The 14,055-nt window shown below is 75.7% G+C and carries 16 protein-coding genes and 1 riboswitch; of the genes, 1 reads left to right on the plus strand and 15 read right to left on the minus strand.

Annotation, left to right across the window (positions count from 1 at the left end):
- The 7 genes from FHE66_RS15350 to FHE66_RS04280 form a co-directional block, all read right to left on the minus strand.
- Positions 1–1,523, minus strand: a 1,523-nt coding sequence (locus FHE66_RS15350) for an RNA helicase (RefSeq protein ID WP_176554644.1), incomplete at its 3' end; no start/stop codon positions are given.
- A complete protein-coding gene (locus FHE66_RS04255) occupies positions 1,520–2,458 on the minus strand; it encodes a diacylglycerol kinase family protein (protein ID WP_139071743.1) in 939 nt (312 codons plus the stop codon). The genes FHE66_RS04255 and FHE66_RS15350, both read right to left, overlap by 4 nt.
- Entirely contained in the window at positions 2,455–3,213 is a 759-nt protein-coding gene (gene tatC, locus FHE66_RS04260) for a twin-arginine translocase subunit TatC (RefSeq protein WP_139071744.1), read from the minus strand. The genes FHE66_RS04255 and tatC overlap by 4 nt, the downstream gene beginning before the upstream one ends.
- Positions 3,214–3,270: 57 nt before the next feature.
- Positions 3,271–3,588 (minus strand): Sec-independent protein translocase subunit TatA, encoded by a 318-nt coding sequence (gene tatA / locus FHE66_RS04265; RefSeq protein WP_139071745.1) that lies wholly within the window; start codon positions 3,586–3,588, stop codon positions 3,271–3,273.
- 49 nt (positions 3,589–3,637) lie between these two features.
- Positions 3,638–3,952: a hypothetical protein gene (locus tag FHE66_RS04270; protein ID WP_139071746.1), complete on the minus strand. Its 315-nt coding sequence runs from the start codon at positions 3,950–3,952 to the stop codon at positions 3,638–3,640.
- A complete protein-coding gene (locus FHE66_RS04275) occupies positions 3,949–4,920 on the minus strand; it encodes a YafY family protein (protein WP_139071747.1) in 972 nt (323 codons plus the stop codon). Before FHE66_RS04275 ends, FHE66_RS04270 begins: the two co-directional genes overlap by 4 nt.
- Positions 4,913–5,884, minus strand: coding sequence for a YafY family protein (locus FHE66_RS04280; protein ID WP_139071748.1), 972 nt, complete (start codon positions 5,882–5,884; stop codon positions 4,913–4,915). Before FHE66_RS04280 ends, FHE66_RS04275 begins: the two co-directional genes overlap by 8 nt.
- A 77-nt stretch (positions 5,885–5,961) precedes the next feature.
- On the opposite strand from FHE66_RS04280, the gene FHE66_RS04285 reads away from it, so the two are divergent.
- Positions 5,962–7,068: a DUF3866 family protein gene (locus tag FHE66_RS04285; RefSeq protein WP_139071749.1), complete on the plus strand. Its 1,107-nt coding sequence runs from the start codon at positions 5,962–5,964 to the stop codon at positions 7,066–7,068.
- A gap of 4 nt (positions 7,069–7,072) precedes the next feature.
- Here the strand turns inward: FHE66_RS04285 and FHE66_RS04290 are convergent, their stop codons facing one another.
- The 8 genes from FHE66_RS04290 to fmt all read right to left on the minus strand — a co-directional run bounded on the left by FHE66_RS04290 (position 7,073) and on the right by fmt (position 13,980).
- Positions 7,073–7,531, minus strand: coding sequence for a PH domain-containing protein (locus tag FHE66_RS04290; RefSeq protein WP_139071750.1), 459 nt, complete (start codon positions 7,529–7,531; stop codon positions 7,073–7,075).
- Positions 7,528–8,370, minus strand: coding sequence for an ATP phosphoribosyltransferase (gene hisG / locus FHE66_RS04295; protein WP_139071751.1), 843 nt, complete (start codon positions 8,368–8,370; stop codon positions 7,528–7,530). Before hisG ends, FHE66_RS04290 begins: the two co-directional genes overlap by 4 nt.
- A 20-nt stretch (positions 8,371–8,390) precedes the next feature.
- Positions 8,391–8,654: a phosphoribosyl-ATP diphosphatase gene (locus tag FHE66_RS04300; RefSeq protein ID WP_139071752.1), complete on the minus strand. Its 264-nt coding sequence runs from the start codon at positions 8,652–8,654 to the stop codon at positions 8,391–8,393.
- Positions 8,655–8,707: 53 nt separating this feature from the next.
- Positions 8,708–9,691, minus strand: coding sequence for an ABC transporter substrate-binding protein (locus FHE66_RS04305; RefSeq protein ID WP_139071753.1), 984 nt, complete (start codon positions 9,689–9,691; stop codon positions 8,708–8,710).
- On the minus strand, positions 9,688–10,542 hold the full coding sequence (locus FHE66_RS04310; RefSeq protein ID WP_139071754.1) for an ABC transporter permease: 855 nt from the start codon (positions 10,540–10,542) through the stop codon (positions 9,688–9,690). The genes FHE66_RS04305 and FHE66_RS04310 overlap by 4 nt, the downstream gene beginning before the upstream one ends.
- An 84-nt stretch (positions 10,543–10,626) precedes the next feature.
- A riboswitch (FMN riboswitch) is annotated at positions 10,627–10,750 on the minus strand.
- A 67-nt stretch (positions 10,751–10,817) separates the two neighbouring features.
- Entirely contained in the window at positions 10,818–11,477 is a 660-nt protein-coding gene (gene rpe, locus FHE66_RS04315) for a ribulose-phosphate 3-epimerase (protein WP_139071755.1), read from the minus strand.
- 29 nt (positions 11,478–11,506) lie between these two features.
- Entirely contained in the window at positions 11,507–13,042 is a 1,536-nt protein-coding gene (locus FHE66_RS04320) for an RsmB/NOP family class I SAM-dependent RNA methyltransferase (RefSeq protein WP_139071756.1), read from the minus strand.
- Positions 13,039–13,980, minus strand: coding sequence for a methionyl-tRNA formyltransferase (fmt, locus tag FHE66_RS04325; protein ID WP_139071757.1), 942 nt, complete (start codon positions 13,978–13,980; stop codon positions 13,039–13,041). Before fmt ends, FHE66_RS04320 begins: the two co-directional genes overlap by 4 nt.
- Positions 13,981–14,055 lie beyond the last annotated feature (75 nt).

The raw sequence follows: 14,055 nt of genomic DNA on the forward strand, positions 1-14,055 counted from the left end.
GGCAGCGTGCCGAGGAGGTTGACAGCCATGTTGTACGTCGGGTGGAAGCTCGAGCGCAGCGGGTAGGTGCGGCGGGAGGCGAGGCCGGCGAGGGCCGTGAGGTCGACGTCGTCGCGGTACAGGACGATCGCGTGGCCCTCGACGTCGATGCCGCGCCGTCCGGCGCGCCCGGTGAGCTGGGTGTACTCCCCCGGGGTCAGGGCGGCGTGAGCGGTGCCGTTCCACTTCTCGAGCTGCTCGAGCACCACGGAGCGGGCCGGCATGTTGATGCCGAGCGCGAGGGTCTCGGTCGCGTAGACGACCTTGACGAGCCCGGCGGCGAACAGCACCTCGACGGTCTCCTTGAACACCGGCAGCAGCCCGGCGTGGTGCGCGGCGACACCGCGCTGGAGCGCCTGGGACCACGCGTGGTAGCCGACGACGGCGAGGTCCTCCGGCGGCAGGGCGGCGCACCGCTCCTCGACGATCTGCGCGATGGTCCGCGCCTCGGCGGCGTTGGTGAGGCGGATGCCCGAGCGCAGCACCTGCTCGACGGCGGCCTCGCACCCGGCGCGGGAGAAGATGAAGACGATCGCGGGAAGCAGGCCCTCGGCGTCGAGCCGTTCGACGACGACGTGCCGCGGGGCTGTCCGCACCCGGGCCGGACGCATGGCGGGGCGGCGACGCGCACGCGGGTCGCGGCCGCGGCCGGCCGGTGCCGACCCGGTGCGCTGCGCCCGCCGGATCGCCTCGAGCAGGTCGGGGCTGATCGGCGGGTTGGGGCCGGGGTCGGTGGGGTCCACGCGGGCGCTGTAGAGGTCGTGGACCCTGCTGCGGACCATCACGTGCTGCCACAGCGGGACCGGCCGGTGCTCGGAGACGACGACGGCGGTGTCCCCGCGGACCATCGACAGCCAGTCGCCGAACTCCTCGGCGTTGGACACGGTGGCCGAGAGGGACACGAGCCGCACGTCCTCGGCCAGGTGGAGGATGACCTCCTCCCACACCGGGCCGCGGAAGCGGTCGGCGAGGTAGTGCACCTCGTCCATGACGACGTAGCCGAGGTCCTCGAGCGTGGAGGAGCCGGCGTAGAGCATGTTGCGCAGCACCTCGGTGGTCATGACGACGACCTGCGCCTCGCCGTTGATCGTCGTGTCACCGGTGAGGAGGCCGACCTTCTCCTCCCCGTGGGCGGCGACGAGGTCGAGGTACTTCTGGTTGCTCAGCGCCTTGATCGGCGTCGTGTAGAACGTCTTGCGCCCGGTACGCAGGCCGAGGTGGACGGCGAACTCCCCGACGATCGTCTTGCCGGCGCCGGTGGGCGCCGCGACGAGGACGCTGCGTCCCTCCTCCAGGGCCTCGCACGCCTCGCGCTGGAAGTCGTCGAGGTGGAAGCCGACGCGACCGGCGAACGCGGCGAGCTCGCTGCGCTCGGCGCGGGCGCGGCGGCGGGCGGCCGCGTAGCGCTCGGCAGGACTGGGCTCGTCGGTGGTCGGGGACGTCTCGGGGGCGGGGTCCGGTCGGCGCTTGCGTCGAGGGCTCACGCCTCGACCTTAGGCGCCAGGACACGCAGCGCGCGCGGGTGGACGTCGCACTGCAGCGGCAGTGCGCGCAGCGGCTCGCCGTCGACGATCGCGATCGGCGGGTTGGCGCCGACGTCGGTGAGCGGCTCGATCCGGACGCTGCGCACCCGGCGCGTGCGCACGGCGGGGTGGTCGACGTGCTTGCCGGAGAACAGCAGCGGGAAGAGCCGCACGACCTGGTGGCGCGGCAGCCCGTGGGCGGTGACGAGGTCGAGCAGCCCGTCGTCGGGCACGGCGTCGGGGGCCACGCGCATGCCGCCGCCGAACAGCGGGGTGTTGGAGACCGTGACGAGGGTGGCCTCCTGCTCCCAGGTCTCACCGTCCGCGGTGATCCGGAAGCCGTAGGGGCGGAAGGCGGCGAGCTCGGCGAAGATCGCCCGCACGTACCGCCCGCCGCTGCGGGGCCAGCGCAGCCGGGCCGCGTGGTCGGCGACGGCGGCGTCCAGGCCGGCGCACAGCGAGCTCACGTACCAGCGGTCGGGCCGCTGCCCGGGCGTGCTCACGGCGACGGCGTCCAGGAGCCGGGTGCCCTCGTCCTGTCCGAGCGTGCGGCGCAGGAGGTCGAGGGAGGCGGGCACGTCGTGGACGGGCAGGCCGAGCGCGCCGGCGATGTCGTTGCCGGAGCCGACGGCGACGATGCCCAGCGGCACGCTCGTGCCGGTGACGACGTTCGCCCCGAGGTGGACCATCCCGTCCCCGCCGACGACGACGACGGCGTCCAGCCCGTCGGCCAGGGCGGAGCGGGTGGCCGCGAGGGCCTCGTCGTAGTGCCGACCGGTGAGGTCGACGGGTTCACGGCCCGTCGCGGCCAGGCCCTCGAGGACGGCGGTGCGGGCGCGCGCCGCCCGCCCGTGGCCCGCGGTGGGGTTGCAGACCACGCCGACGCGGCCGGTCACGTCTGGGGTCCGAGGAGCTCGGCGTCACGCTCGGCACGCCGCCGCTCCACCCGCCTGTCGTGCCGCGCGGCGATGCCCACGGCCCCGAAGTACAGCGCGCAGATGGGGATGGCCAGGGCGATCATCGTCCACGGGTCCGGGGTGGGGCTCGCGATGCCGGCGAAGACGAAGATGGCGAGGACGGCCCAGCGCCAGCCGGCGAGCATGGAGCGGGCCGAGAGCATCCCGAGCGCGTTGACGAGCACCATGATGAGCGGCAGCAGGAAGGCGATGCCGAAGGCGAGGACGATCCTCATGACGAAGCGGACGTAGTCCGTGGCCGGCATGTAGTTGATGGCGCCCTCGGGGGTGAACTCGGTGAGCACGCGCACCGCGTTGGGCAGGACGAGCCAGGCGAGGGCCGCGCCGCCGAGGAACAGCGGGACGCCCGCGGCGAGGAAGGCGAGGCTGCGCCGCTTCTCCGGCCGGGTGAGGCCCGGGGCGATGTAGGCCCAGACCTGGTAGAGCCACCACGGGCTGGACAGGAAGGCCGCGAGCCAGAGCGACACGCGGATGCGCATGTCGAACGCCGCGGCCGGCGTGGTGAAGTTCAGCGCCGCGCTGAGCCCGGCGTCGTCGATCGCGTCGATCGGCGCCTGCAGGGCGTCGAAGACGGGTCCGTAGAGGAACCACGCAGGCACCGCCATGACGGCGAGCCCGGCGATCGCGAGCAGCACCCGGCGGCGCAGCTCGCGCATGTGCTCGACGAGCCGCATCCGGCCCTCGGGGTCCCGGGGCGGCCTGTTCCTCCGCGCCACTGAGTCCTCGTGCTCCTAGCGCTGGTCGGAGACGGGGCCGCCCGGAGGGGTGGGGGTGATGCCCGGGTCGCCACCGGGGCGGAACTCCGGGCGCATCTCGTCGCGCACGGTCGTCTCGACGGGCGTCGGCGTGGTCGTCGTCGTGCCGGCGGGCGTGGTCGTCGTCGTCGTGCCGGCGGGCACGTCGTCCTCGCGGGTGAGGTCGGTGACCTCCTTCTTGAAGATCTTCAGCGACTTGCCGACGCTGCTGGCGACGTCGGGCAGCCGCTTCGCTCCGAAGAGGATGACGATGAGCAGGACGAGGACGACGATGTGCCAGAACTGGAGTCTCATGACATGCCTTCGGGGTCGGGGACCGTGAGCCTGAGTCTACGCGCGTCGGTCAGCGCAGCCCGAGGCGGCGCCACCGGGTGATGGCGGTCTGCGCGCGGTCGTGGCGCCGGGCGCGCCGGGCGGCGAGGTTCTGCGCACGGGCGAGGCGCGCCTCGGCGAGCTCCGCGGGGCCGGCGAGGAAGCCCGGGAGGACGACCGGCGCGGGCGGCTCGTCACCGGTGATCGCCGCGAGCCGCTCCCCCACCTCGGACAGCGCCTGCATCTCGCGGAAGAGGGCCTTGCCCTTGTGCCACAGCCGCACGCCGAGGACGGCGAACACGGCGAGGGCCACGAGGACGAGCAGGAGCCACAGCCACCAGGTCATGAGGCCGAGGATAGGGCGTCGTAGGCGGCGAGGGCGTCGGCCGCGCGGGCGGCGACCGCGGCGGCGAGCTCCGGTGGTGCGACCGCGCGGACCTCCGGGCCGAGCCCGAGGACGACGTTGGTCAGCCACGCCGGGTCGGCGACACGCAGCCGCACCCGCAGCCCGCCGTCGGGCAGGTCCTCCTGGTCGACGACGGGGACGCGCTCGGCGAGCCAGCGCGCGCGGGGCGCGAGCTCGAGCTCGGCGAGGAGGTCGTCCTCGTCCAGCTCGGGCTCGGTGGTACGGCCGGTGGACTCCGGCTGGTGGGCCGCGGGGGTGTCGAGCACCTCGGCGGCGAGCACCCGGTCCAGGCGGAAGTGGCGCAGCCCGTCGACGCGGTGGCACCAGGCGCGCAGGTACCACTGGCTGCCGTCCCACACGAGCTCGAGGGGATCGACGTCCCGCTCGGTGACGACGTCGGCGGCCGACACGTACCGCAGGTGCAGGCGGCGTCCCTCGGCCATGGCGCGCCGGGCGGGGGCGAGGGCGGCGGTCGCGTCGCTCACGTGGACGTCGACGGCCTCGGCGGCCCGCGCCGCCTCCCCGGCGGCGGCGGTGAGCTTGGCGGTCGTGCTGCGCAGGACCTCGTCGTCGATCCCGCCCTCGGCGCTCAGCGCCTCGAGCGGCTTGAGCGCGACGAGCAGCGCCAGCGCCTCGTGGGCCGCGAGACGCAGCGGGCGGTCCATGCCGCGCGGGTTGGTGAGGGTGAGCACCTGCCGGTCGTACTCGTCGGCGGCGAAGTCGATGAGGTCGTCGGGCAGGTAGCCGGGCGTGCCGGTGACCCACAGGAGGTTGACGTCGGCGACGATCTGCTGCGGGCTCACCCGGAAGTGGGCGGCGACGTCGGCGACGGGCACCCCCGGGTTGTCCCCGAGGTAGGCGATGAGGGCGAGCAGCCGGGTGAGCCGCTCGCCGGTGGTCTCAGCCACGGGCGGCCTCCCCCAGGTCGGCGACGGCCCGCAGCCTGCGCAGCACCTGCTCGCGCAGCTCGGGCGGGTCCAGGACGAGCACCGCGGCGCCGTAGGAGGCGACCTCCGCGGCGAGCGAGGCGTCGTCGTCGGTCTCGACGACGAGGACGTCGCGCCCCTCGACCTCGCCTCGGCGCTCGACGGCGCGGGCGCGCAGCGCGGGGCCGCGCTCGGGCAGGACGGCGAGCACGGCGCGGACGCCGGCGCCGGCGCCGCCGGCGAGCAGGGCCTGCGCGTCGTGGTCGGGCACGGTGAAGGCGCCGGTGGGGCCGGTGGCGCGGACTGAGCCGACCACCCGCGAGAGCCGGAACAGGCGAGCGGCGTCCCGGTCGACGTCGTGGCCCAGGAGGTACCAGCCGCGGTCGCGCGAGAGCAGCCGCCACGGCTGGACGTGGCGGCGGGTCTCCTGGCCGGTGGAAGCAGCCCGGTAGGTGAAGGTCACCGCCTGGCGGGCGGCGATGGCGTCCAGGAGCGGTGCCAGCGCGGTCTCGGACGCCTGGACCCGCAGCGCGACGCCGAGGTGGGCGTCCGGCTCGGCGCCCTCGGCGACGACGCGCAGCTTGGTGAGCCCGCGGTGCGCCGAGCCGTGGAGGTGGGCGTCCTGCCACACGGTGGCCGCGAGGGAGAGCACGCCGATCTCGGCGGCGGTGAAGGTGACCTCGGGCAGCTCGTAGCCGGCGGTGTCGAGCCGGTACCCCACGGCGTCCTCGTGGACGGGGTCGACGTCGGTGACGATCGGCACGCCGAGCTGGCGAAGGAGGTCCTTGTCCCGCTCGAACATCCGCTCGAAGGCGACGTCGTTGGCGGCGTCGCGGTAGCCGTTGACCGAGGCGCGGATCGCCGACTTGGTCAGCCGCCCCTGGGCGTGCCGCAGTGCGATGAGCAGGTCGAGCAGCCGCTCCGCCGGGTCCACACGTGTCACCACGTTCTCCACGGTATCCGCAAGAGTGCGGTTCCCCGCGCGGACGCGGCCGAGTGCCGGGCACGGGTAGCGTGCGGTGGGTGATCTCCTGGCGTGGCGGTGTGGTGCGGACGGTGCGTGGCCGGTGGGCCGGCGCGGTCGAGCTCGAGGTCGACCTCGAGGAGCCGGCCGGCGGGCGCACGCAGGTGCGCGCCCTGGCCTACCCCGCGCTCGTCGGGGAGCCGCGGCCCGGGGACCGGGTGCTCCTCACCGTCTCCGCGCTCGTGCGCGGGCTGGGCACCGGCGGCTACGCGATGGTCGCGGGCATCCCCGACCGGCTGCCGGCCGACCCTCCCCCCGGCCCCGGTCACGTCGTCAAGGCCCGGTACACACCGCTGCAGCCGATGCTCCTCGGCGTCGACGAGCAGGAGTCGCCGTGGCACGAGCGGCTGCGCGACGCCGACGACGTCGCCGGGATGCCGGTCGTCGTCGCCGACCTGCACTCGGCGCTGCCGGCCGTGCTCGCCGGGCTGCGTGCCAGGGCCTGGGACGGCGCACCGGCGCCGAGGGTCGCCTACGTCATGACCGACGGCGGCGCCCTGCCGCTCGCGTTCTCCCGCTCGGTGGCCACCCTGCGCGAGGCGGGGTGGCTCACCGCGACCGTCACCGCGGGGCAGGCGTTCGGCGGTGACCACGAGGCGGTCAACGTCCACACCGCCCTGCTCGCCGCGCGGCACGTCGTCGGCGCGGACGTCGTCGTCCTCACCCAGGGCCCGGGCAACCTCGGGACCGGCACCCGGTGGGGCTTCTCGGGCGTCGCCGCCGGGGAGGCGCTCAACGCCGCCGCCGTCCTCGGCGGGCGCCCGGTGGCCGCGCTGCGCGTCTCCGCGGCCGACCCGCGCGAGCGGCACCGCGGCGTGTCCCACCACTCGCTCACCGCCTACGGGCGGGTCGCCCTCTGCCCGGCGGACGTCGTCGTGCCCGTGGGACCGGGTGAGCCGTGGGACCTCGTGCGCGAGCAGGCCCGCGAGCTGGGCGCGCCCACGGGCCGCCACCGGCTCGTCGAGGTGCCCGTCGAGGGGCTGCGCGCGGCGCTTGAGGACTCCCCCGTGCGCCTGTCGACCATGGGCCGGGGCCTGGACGAGGACGAGGCGGCGTTCCTCGCCTCCGCCGCCGCGGGCGTGCACGCGGCCGCCCTGCTCGGCTGAGGCCTCAGCGCGCTGGCGGCTCGCCCGGCTCGTGCAGCCGGACGAGGGCCGCCAGCCGCCCTGCCTCCTTGCGCCCGTGGGCGCCGTCGGCGGTCTGGACCGCCATGACCGGCAGCGTGGTGCCGTCGGCGAGGTCGAGCTGCGCCCACGGGTGGTTGGGGCCGAAGCGCACCGCCACCACCTGTGCCCACTCCAGACGGCGGGTGCGCACGACGTTGCGCACGGTGAGGCCGGCGTCGTCGGGGGTGGCCCGCACCCGCGCCTGCCGGAAGCACACCCAGGCCAGCACGGCCGCGATGAGGAACGCGCCGTAGCGGTCGGGCCACGACATCTCCAGCCCCGCGGCCGACAGGACGACGAGCAGGACCGGCAGCGCGGCCACGACGAGGACGAGGAGGACCGAGGCCACCCAGCGCGCCGCCCGGGGGCGGAACGGGCGGAGCAGCTCGGCCGGGACCGTCACAACCGCGAAGCGTGGATGGAGGTGACGATGATCGCCCGCGCGCCGACGTCGTAGAGCTCGTCCATCACCCGGTTGGCGTCCTCGCGGCGGACCATGGCGCGCACCGCGCGCCAGTTGCCGTCGTGCAGCGGGGAGACGGTCGGGGACTCCAGGCCGGGGGTCACGGCCACGGCCTTCTCCACGTGCTCGACCGGCACGTCGTAGTCCATGAGGACGTAGCGGCGGGCGACGAGCACGCCCTGCAGGCGCCGGTCCAGGACGTCGACGGCGGGCCCGGCGGGGCGGCTCGCGGGCCGGATGAGCACGGCCTCGGACTGCAGGATCGGGTCCCCGAAGACCTCCAGGCCGGCGGCGCGCAGGGTGGAGCCGGTCTCGACGACGTCGGCGACGGCGTCGGCGATGCCGAGCTGCACCGAGGACTCCACGGCGCCGTCGAGGTGGACGACCTCCGCCTCGACGCCGCGCTCGGCGAGGTAGTTCGCCACGAGGACGTCGTAGCTCGTGGCCACGCGCGTGCCGGCGAGGTCCTCCACCCGCGTGATCGCCCCGGCGGGCGCGGCGAAGCGGAACGTCGAGCGGGCGAAGCCGAGCGGGCGGTGCTCGACGGCGGTGGTCCCGGAGTCGAGGAGCAGGTCGCGGCCGGTGATGCCGACGTCCACGGTGCCGTGGCCGACGTAGACGGCGATGTCGCGGGGGCGCAGGAAGAAGAACTCGACGTCGTTGGCGGGGTCGGCGAGGACGAGCTCACGGTCGCGGCGACGGCGGTAGCCCGCCTCGGCGAGCATCTCGATGGCGGGATCGGACAGCGAGCCCTTGTTGGGGACGGCGATGCGCAGCACAGGTTCTCCGGGTGGTCTGGTCAGAGCTTGCGGTAGACGTCCTCGAGGCTGACGCCGCGAGCGATCATGAGGACCTGGACGTGGTAGAGCAGCTGGGAGATCTCCAGCGCCGTCGCGTCCTCGCCCTCGTGCTCGGCGGCCATCCACACCTCGGCGGCCTCCTCGACGATCTTCTTGCCGATCGCATGGATCCCGGCGTCCAGCTGCGCGACGGTGCCCGATCCCTCGGGGCGGGTGTCTGCCTTGTGCCGCAGCTCGGCGAAGAGGTCGTCGAAGGTTTTCACGTGCCTCAGGATAGGCCCCGGCCCGTGGTGCCCGCGGACCGGTCCACGGGCGCTCATCGCGCGGCAGCCTGGGCGCGCACCGCGGTGGTGGGGTCGACCTCGCCCTCGAGCAGGCCCTGCTCGGCCATGAACACGGCCATCTGCTCCCACAGCGTGACGTCGGTCTCGCCGGTGCCCTCGCCGTAGAGCGGGAGGGTCGCCGTCACCGTCGCCAGCGCGGCGTCCCGGGCGGCCGGGTCGGCCAGGCCGGGGATGTGCTCGGCGGCGATCTCCACCGCGCCCTCCGGGTCGTCCAGGACGTCGCGCACGCCGCGCATCGTCGCGGCGACGACGGCGGCCGTGACGTCGTCGTCGGCGAGGTCGGAGTGCGCGCCGACGCCGATACCGACGAGCGGGACGTCCTCGAGCGCGATGGTCCGCACCTCGATCCCGGCCTGGGCGAACTGGACGGCGTCGTTGTTCGCGAAGCCCATGACCGCGTCGACGTGGCCGGCGCCGAGCGCCGCCTGCTGGGTGTAGCCGATGTGCTCGACCGCGACGTCCTCGGGGGTGAGCCCGGCGCCGGACAGGAGGGCGAGCAGCCCGAAGTAGGTCTCCCCGAACGGCCCGGGCACGCCCACGGTGTGGCCGGGCAGGTCCGCCGCGCTCGTGATCGGCGAGTCGGCCGGGACGATGAGGACGACCGGGTACTCCTCGTAGACGGTCGCGACGTTGACCACGGGCACGCCCGCCGAGAACGCCTGGAGCATCTCGTCCCCGCCGGCGACGACGAGGTCCTCCTCCCCCGCCTCGAGCGCCCCGAAGAGCGACTCCGAGGCGCCGTGGTGGCGCAGGGTCACCTCGACGCCCGCCTCCTCGTAGTAGCCCTTCGCCTCGGCCACGTAGAACGGGGCGAACTGGACGTCGGGGGTGTAGGTGAGGCCGAGGACGACCGCCTCGCCGGTCTGCGGCGCGGCGGGGTCCTGTGCCTGCCCGCCGCAGGCGGCGAGGGCGAGGACGGCGGCGGCGGCGAGGGCGCTGGTGGTGCGACGGTTCACGGGAGACTCCTGGCTGCGGCGGGGTGCTTGGCGGCGTATCGGGTGCGGGCGGTGGGCCCCTCGCGGACGGCGAGGCGCTCGACGACGCGCAGCAGCGTGTACATGCCCACGGCGAGGGCGGCGAGGACGACGAGCGTGGCGAACAGGCCGGTGGTGTCGGCGGAGTTGGACTGGACGGACAGGACCATCCCCAGACCGCGTCCGCCCATGACGAACTCCCCGACGACGGCGCCGGTCACCGAGAGGGTGACCCCGTTGCGCAGGCCGGTGAGGAGGGTCGGCAGCGCCATCGGCGCCTCGATGTGCCGGACCATGGACCAGCCGTGGGCGCCGTCGAGCCGGGCGGCGTCGACGACCTCGGGGTCGAGGGTGCGCAGCCCGAGGATCGTCGCGAGGAGGATGGGGAAGAAGACGAGCAGCGCGCACAGCAGCACGATGGGCAGCAGGCCGTAGCCCACCCAGATGACGAGCAGCGGGGCGAGGGCGACGGCGGGCAGCGCCTGGGAGGCCGCGACGTAGGGCTGCAGGCCCGCCGCGGCCCAGCGGTTGCGGGCGATGAGGTAGCCGAGCGGGAGGGCCACGGTGGCACCCAGGACGCTGCCGAGCAGCGCCTCGGTGAGGGTGGTCGCGGTGTACCCGAGCAGACCGCCGGCGGTGAGCTCGGTCCACAGGCGCGCGGCGACCGCCGTCGGGGCCGGGAGGAAGAACGCGGGGACGAGGCCCGCCCGGCTCACCGCCTCCCACACGAGGAGCACCGCGGCGCCGACGGCGAACGGCGTGAGCAGGACGAGGCGGCGGGTGCGGCGGTGCGCGGCGAGGGTGCGCGCGAGCGGCGTCCACCCCTGCTCCATGGTCGTCCCTCCGGTCCGCTGCGGCGTGGACCGGGGTCGCCGGACGCGTACGCGTCCGCAGCGCACGCCGACGTCCGGCGCGCGCCCGTGCATCCTCCCATCCGGACTTTCACCGTCGGTCCTGGAGTTCCACCAGGTCAACCGCCTGCGAAGGCGGGTCGCGGACTGTCACCGCCGGTTCGGAATCTCACCGACCCCGGAGCACGTTCTTGCACCGTCAAGTCTGCCACACGCGAGGGCGCGCGTGGGGCGGTGCCCAGGCGGCGTGCCCCGCCTCAGCGGGCGGCGGCGGCGAGCTCGCGCAGGGCGGTGACCTCGGCGTCCGGGTCGGGCGAGCCGTAGACGGCCGAGCCCGCGACGAACGTGTCGGCCCCGGCGCGGGCGGCGAGGGCGATGGTCTCGCGCGAGATCCCGCCGTCGACCTGGAGCCAGACGTCGCGGCCGGAGGCGTCGATCGCGGCGCGGGCGGCGGCGATCTTGGCCGCCATCGCCCCGAGGTAGCGCTGGCCGCCGAACCCGGGCTCCACGGTCATGACGAGGAGCATGTCGAGCTCGTCGAGGAGGTCGAGGTAGGGGGTGATGTCCGTCGTCGGGCGCACGGCGACGGCGGCCCGTGCCCCGGCGGCGCGGATCTCGCGGGCGAGGCGGATGGGCGCGACGGAGGCCTCGGCGTGGAAGGTCACCGACGCGCAGCCCGCCTCGGCGTACCCGGGTGCCCAGCGGTCCGGGTCCTCGATCATGAGGTGCGCGTCGACCGGCAGCGCGCTCGCGGCGACGATGCGCTCGACCACGGGCAGCCCGAGGGTGAGGTTGGGGACGAAGTGGTTGTCCATGACGTCGACGTGGACGAGGTCGGCCGAGGGGATGCGGGCGAGCTCCCCGGTGAGGTCGGCGAAGTCGGCGTTGAGGATGCTGGGGGTGATACGGATGGTCACGCCCTCGAGCCTATCGATCCCCACGGGCCTCAGCGCTCCCGCCGCAGCAGGGCGAGGAACATCGCGTCGGTGCCGTGGACGTGCGGCCACAGCTGGACGTCGGGCCCGTCGCCGAGGCCGGGCACGTCGCGGCCGGTGGCCGCGAGCAGCGCCTCGCGCGCGTCGAGCCGGGTGACGTCGTCGCGGCCGCGCAGGACGTCGGCGACGACGGCGCTCGTCTCGGCCAGGTGCGGGGAGCACGTGACGTAGGCGACCACTCCCCCGGGCCGCACCGCAGCGAGGGCGGACTCGAGGAGGTCGCGCTGGAGCGCGGTGAGGCCGGGCAGGTCCTCCGGGAGTCGCCGCCAGCGCGACTCGGGCCGGCGGCGCAGCGCCCCCAGCCCGGTGCACGGGGCGTCGACGAGCACCCGGTCGTAGGCGCCGGGCTCGGCCTCCCCCAGCGTGCGGCCGTCGCCGGTGCGCACCTCGACGCTCTCCCGCGGGAGGGCGGCGGTGGACTGGGCGACCAGCCGGGCACGGTGCGGGGCGACCTCGTTGGCCACGAGGTGCACGCCGCGCTCGGCGGCGATCGCCCCGAGGAGGGCGGACTTGCCGCCGGGGCCGGCGCACAGGTCGAGCCAGTGTGCCTCCTGCCCGTCGACGGGCGCGGCGGCGAGGGCGAGGGCGACGAGCTGGCTGCCCTCGTCCTGCACGCCCGCGCGGGCCTCGCGCACGGCGGGCAGGGCGGCGGGGTCGCCGCCGGGCAGCCGCAGGGCGGTGGGCGCCCAGCGGCCGGGGGTGGCGTCCTCGGCGAGGGACCGGTCGACCTGCGCGACGACCTCCTCGGGGGTCACGAGGCCCGGCCGCGCGACCAGGGTGACCGTGGGCGGCTCGTTGTCGGCGTGCAGCAGCTCGGGCAGCTCGGTGGCGGGCCGCCCGTGGGCCCGCAGCGAGGAGCGCAGCGCGCGCACGACCCACGCCGGGTGGGACTCGACGGCGGCGAGCCGGGCGCCGTCGTCGTGGATCTCGCTGCTCAGCCGGTCGAGCCAGGTCTCGAGGTCGGCGGCGGAGACGGCGCGCAGGACCGCGTTGGCGAAGCCGCCGGCGCCCAGGCTCACCCGGCTGCGCACGAGGGCGACGGTCTCGGAGACGGCGGCGTGGGCGGGCACGCGCATCCCGAGGAGCTGGTGGGCGCCGAGGCGCAGGAGGTCGAGGACCGGCGGGTCGACCTGGTCCAGCGGCCGGTCGTTGGTGCAGCGGGCGAGGATCGCGTCGTAGCGGCCGCGCAGGCGCAGCGTGCCGTAGACGAGCTCGGTGGCGAACGCCGCGTCACGGCCGCTGATCCCGCGCTCGCGCAGGAGCTTGGGCAGGACGAGGTTGGCGTAGGCGTCGCTCGTCGCCACCGCCTCGAGGGTGTCGGCGGCGGCGGTGCGGACGGGGTCGACCTCGCCGCCGCGACGCCCGCGCCGCTGCGGCGGGCGTCCGCCGGCCCGCGGCCCGTTGCCCCCGGCCCGCGGGGCGGCCGAGCGGCCGCCGCCCGAACGTCCGTGGTCGGGGCGCTGCCCGCGTCGTCCCTGCTCGCTCACAGTGCCTCCTGCCCGAGTCGTGCGTCGTCGTCGAGGCGGGCGCCGCGCGCCCAGTCCGGTGCGGCCATCCACGAGCGCCCGGCGGGCGCGACCTGGCCGAGCTCCACCGCGCCGTTACCGGTGCCGACGAGCACCTCGCGCTTGCCCGGGCGCACCTGCCCCGGGGCGAGGTCGGCGACGTCGGGGCGCGGGCGGACCGGGCCGAGCTTGAGGCGCGAACCGTCCGGCGCCGTCGTCCACGGGCCCGGCGCGGGGGTGGTGCCGCGGACGAGCCGGTCGACGGCGATCGCCGGCGCCGACCAGTCGACCCGCGCGTCGGCGACCTCGAGGCGGGGAGCCAGGCTCACGCCGTCGGTCGGCTGCGGGACCGCGACGGCGGTCCCTGCGTCGAGGGCGTCGAGGGTGGCGAGCAGGAGGGGGGCGCCGGACTCGGCGAGGCGCGCGAGCAGGTCACCGGCGGTGTCCTGCGGGCGCACCGTCTCGGTGAGCGTGCCGAGGACGGGCCCGGTGTCCAGGCCCTCCTCGATGCGGAACGTCGAGGCGCCCGTGACGTCGTCGCCCGCGATGAGCGCGTGCTGGACGGGCGCGGCGCCGCGCCACGCCGGGAGCAGGGAGAAGTGGAGGTTGACCCAGCCGTGGCGGGGGACGTCGAGCAGCGCCGGGGGGATGAGGGCGCCGTAGGCGACGACGGGCGCGACGTCGACGTCGAGCGCCGCGATCTGCTCCTGGACCTCCGCGTCGCGCAGGGTGCGCGGCGTGAGGACCGGCAGCCCGTGCTCGCGCGCCCACGCGGCGACCGGGCTCGGGTGCAGGGTGCGGCCCCGGCCGCGGCGCGCGTCCGGGCGGGTGAGGACGGCGACGACCTCGTGGGGCGAGTCGACCAGGGCGCGCAGGGACGGGAGGGCGACCTCGGGGGTGCCGGCGAAGAGGACTCGCATGGTCACCGAGTCTAGGCGTGCCCAGCGGTCCGCCCCGCCCGGGCGTGATGCCGGCGCCCGGCCCCACCCCGCCGG

The organism is Georgenia sp. 311 (genome assembly GCF_006151955.1).
In the GTDB taxonomy this organism is placed as follows: Bacteria; Actinomycetota; Actinomycetes; order Actinomycetales; family Actinomycetaceae; genus Oceanitalea; species Oceanitalea wutianyii.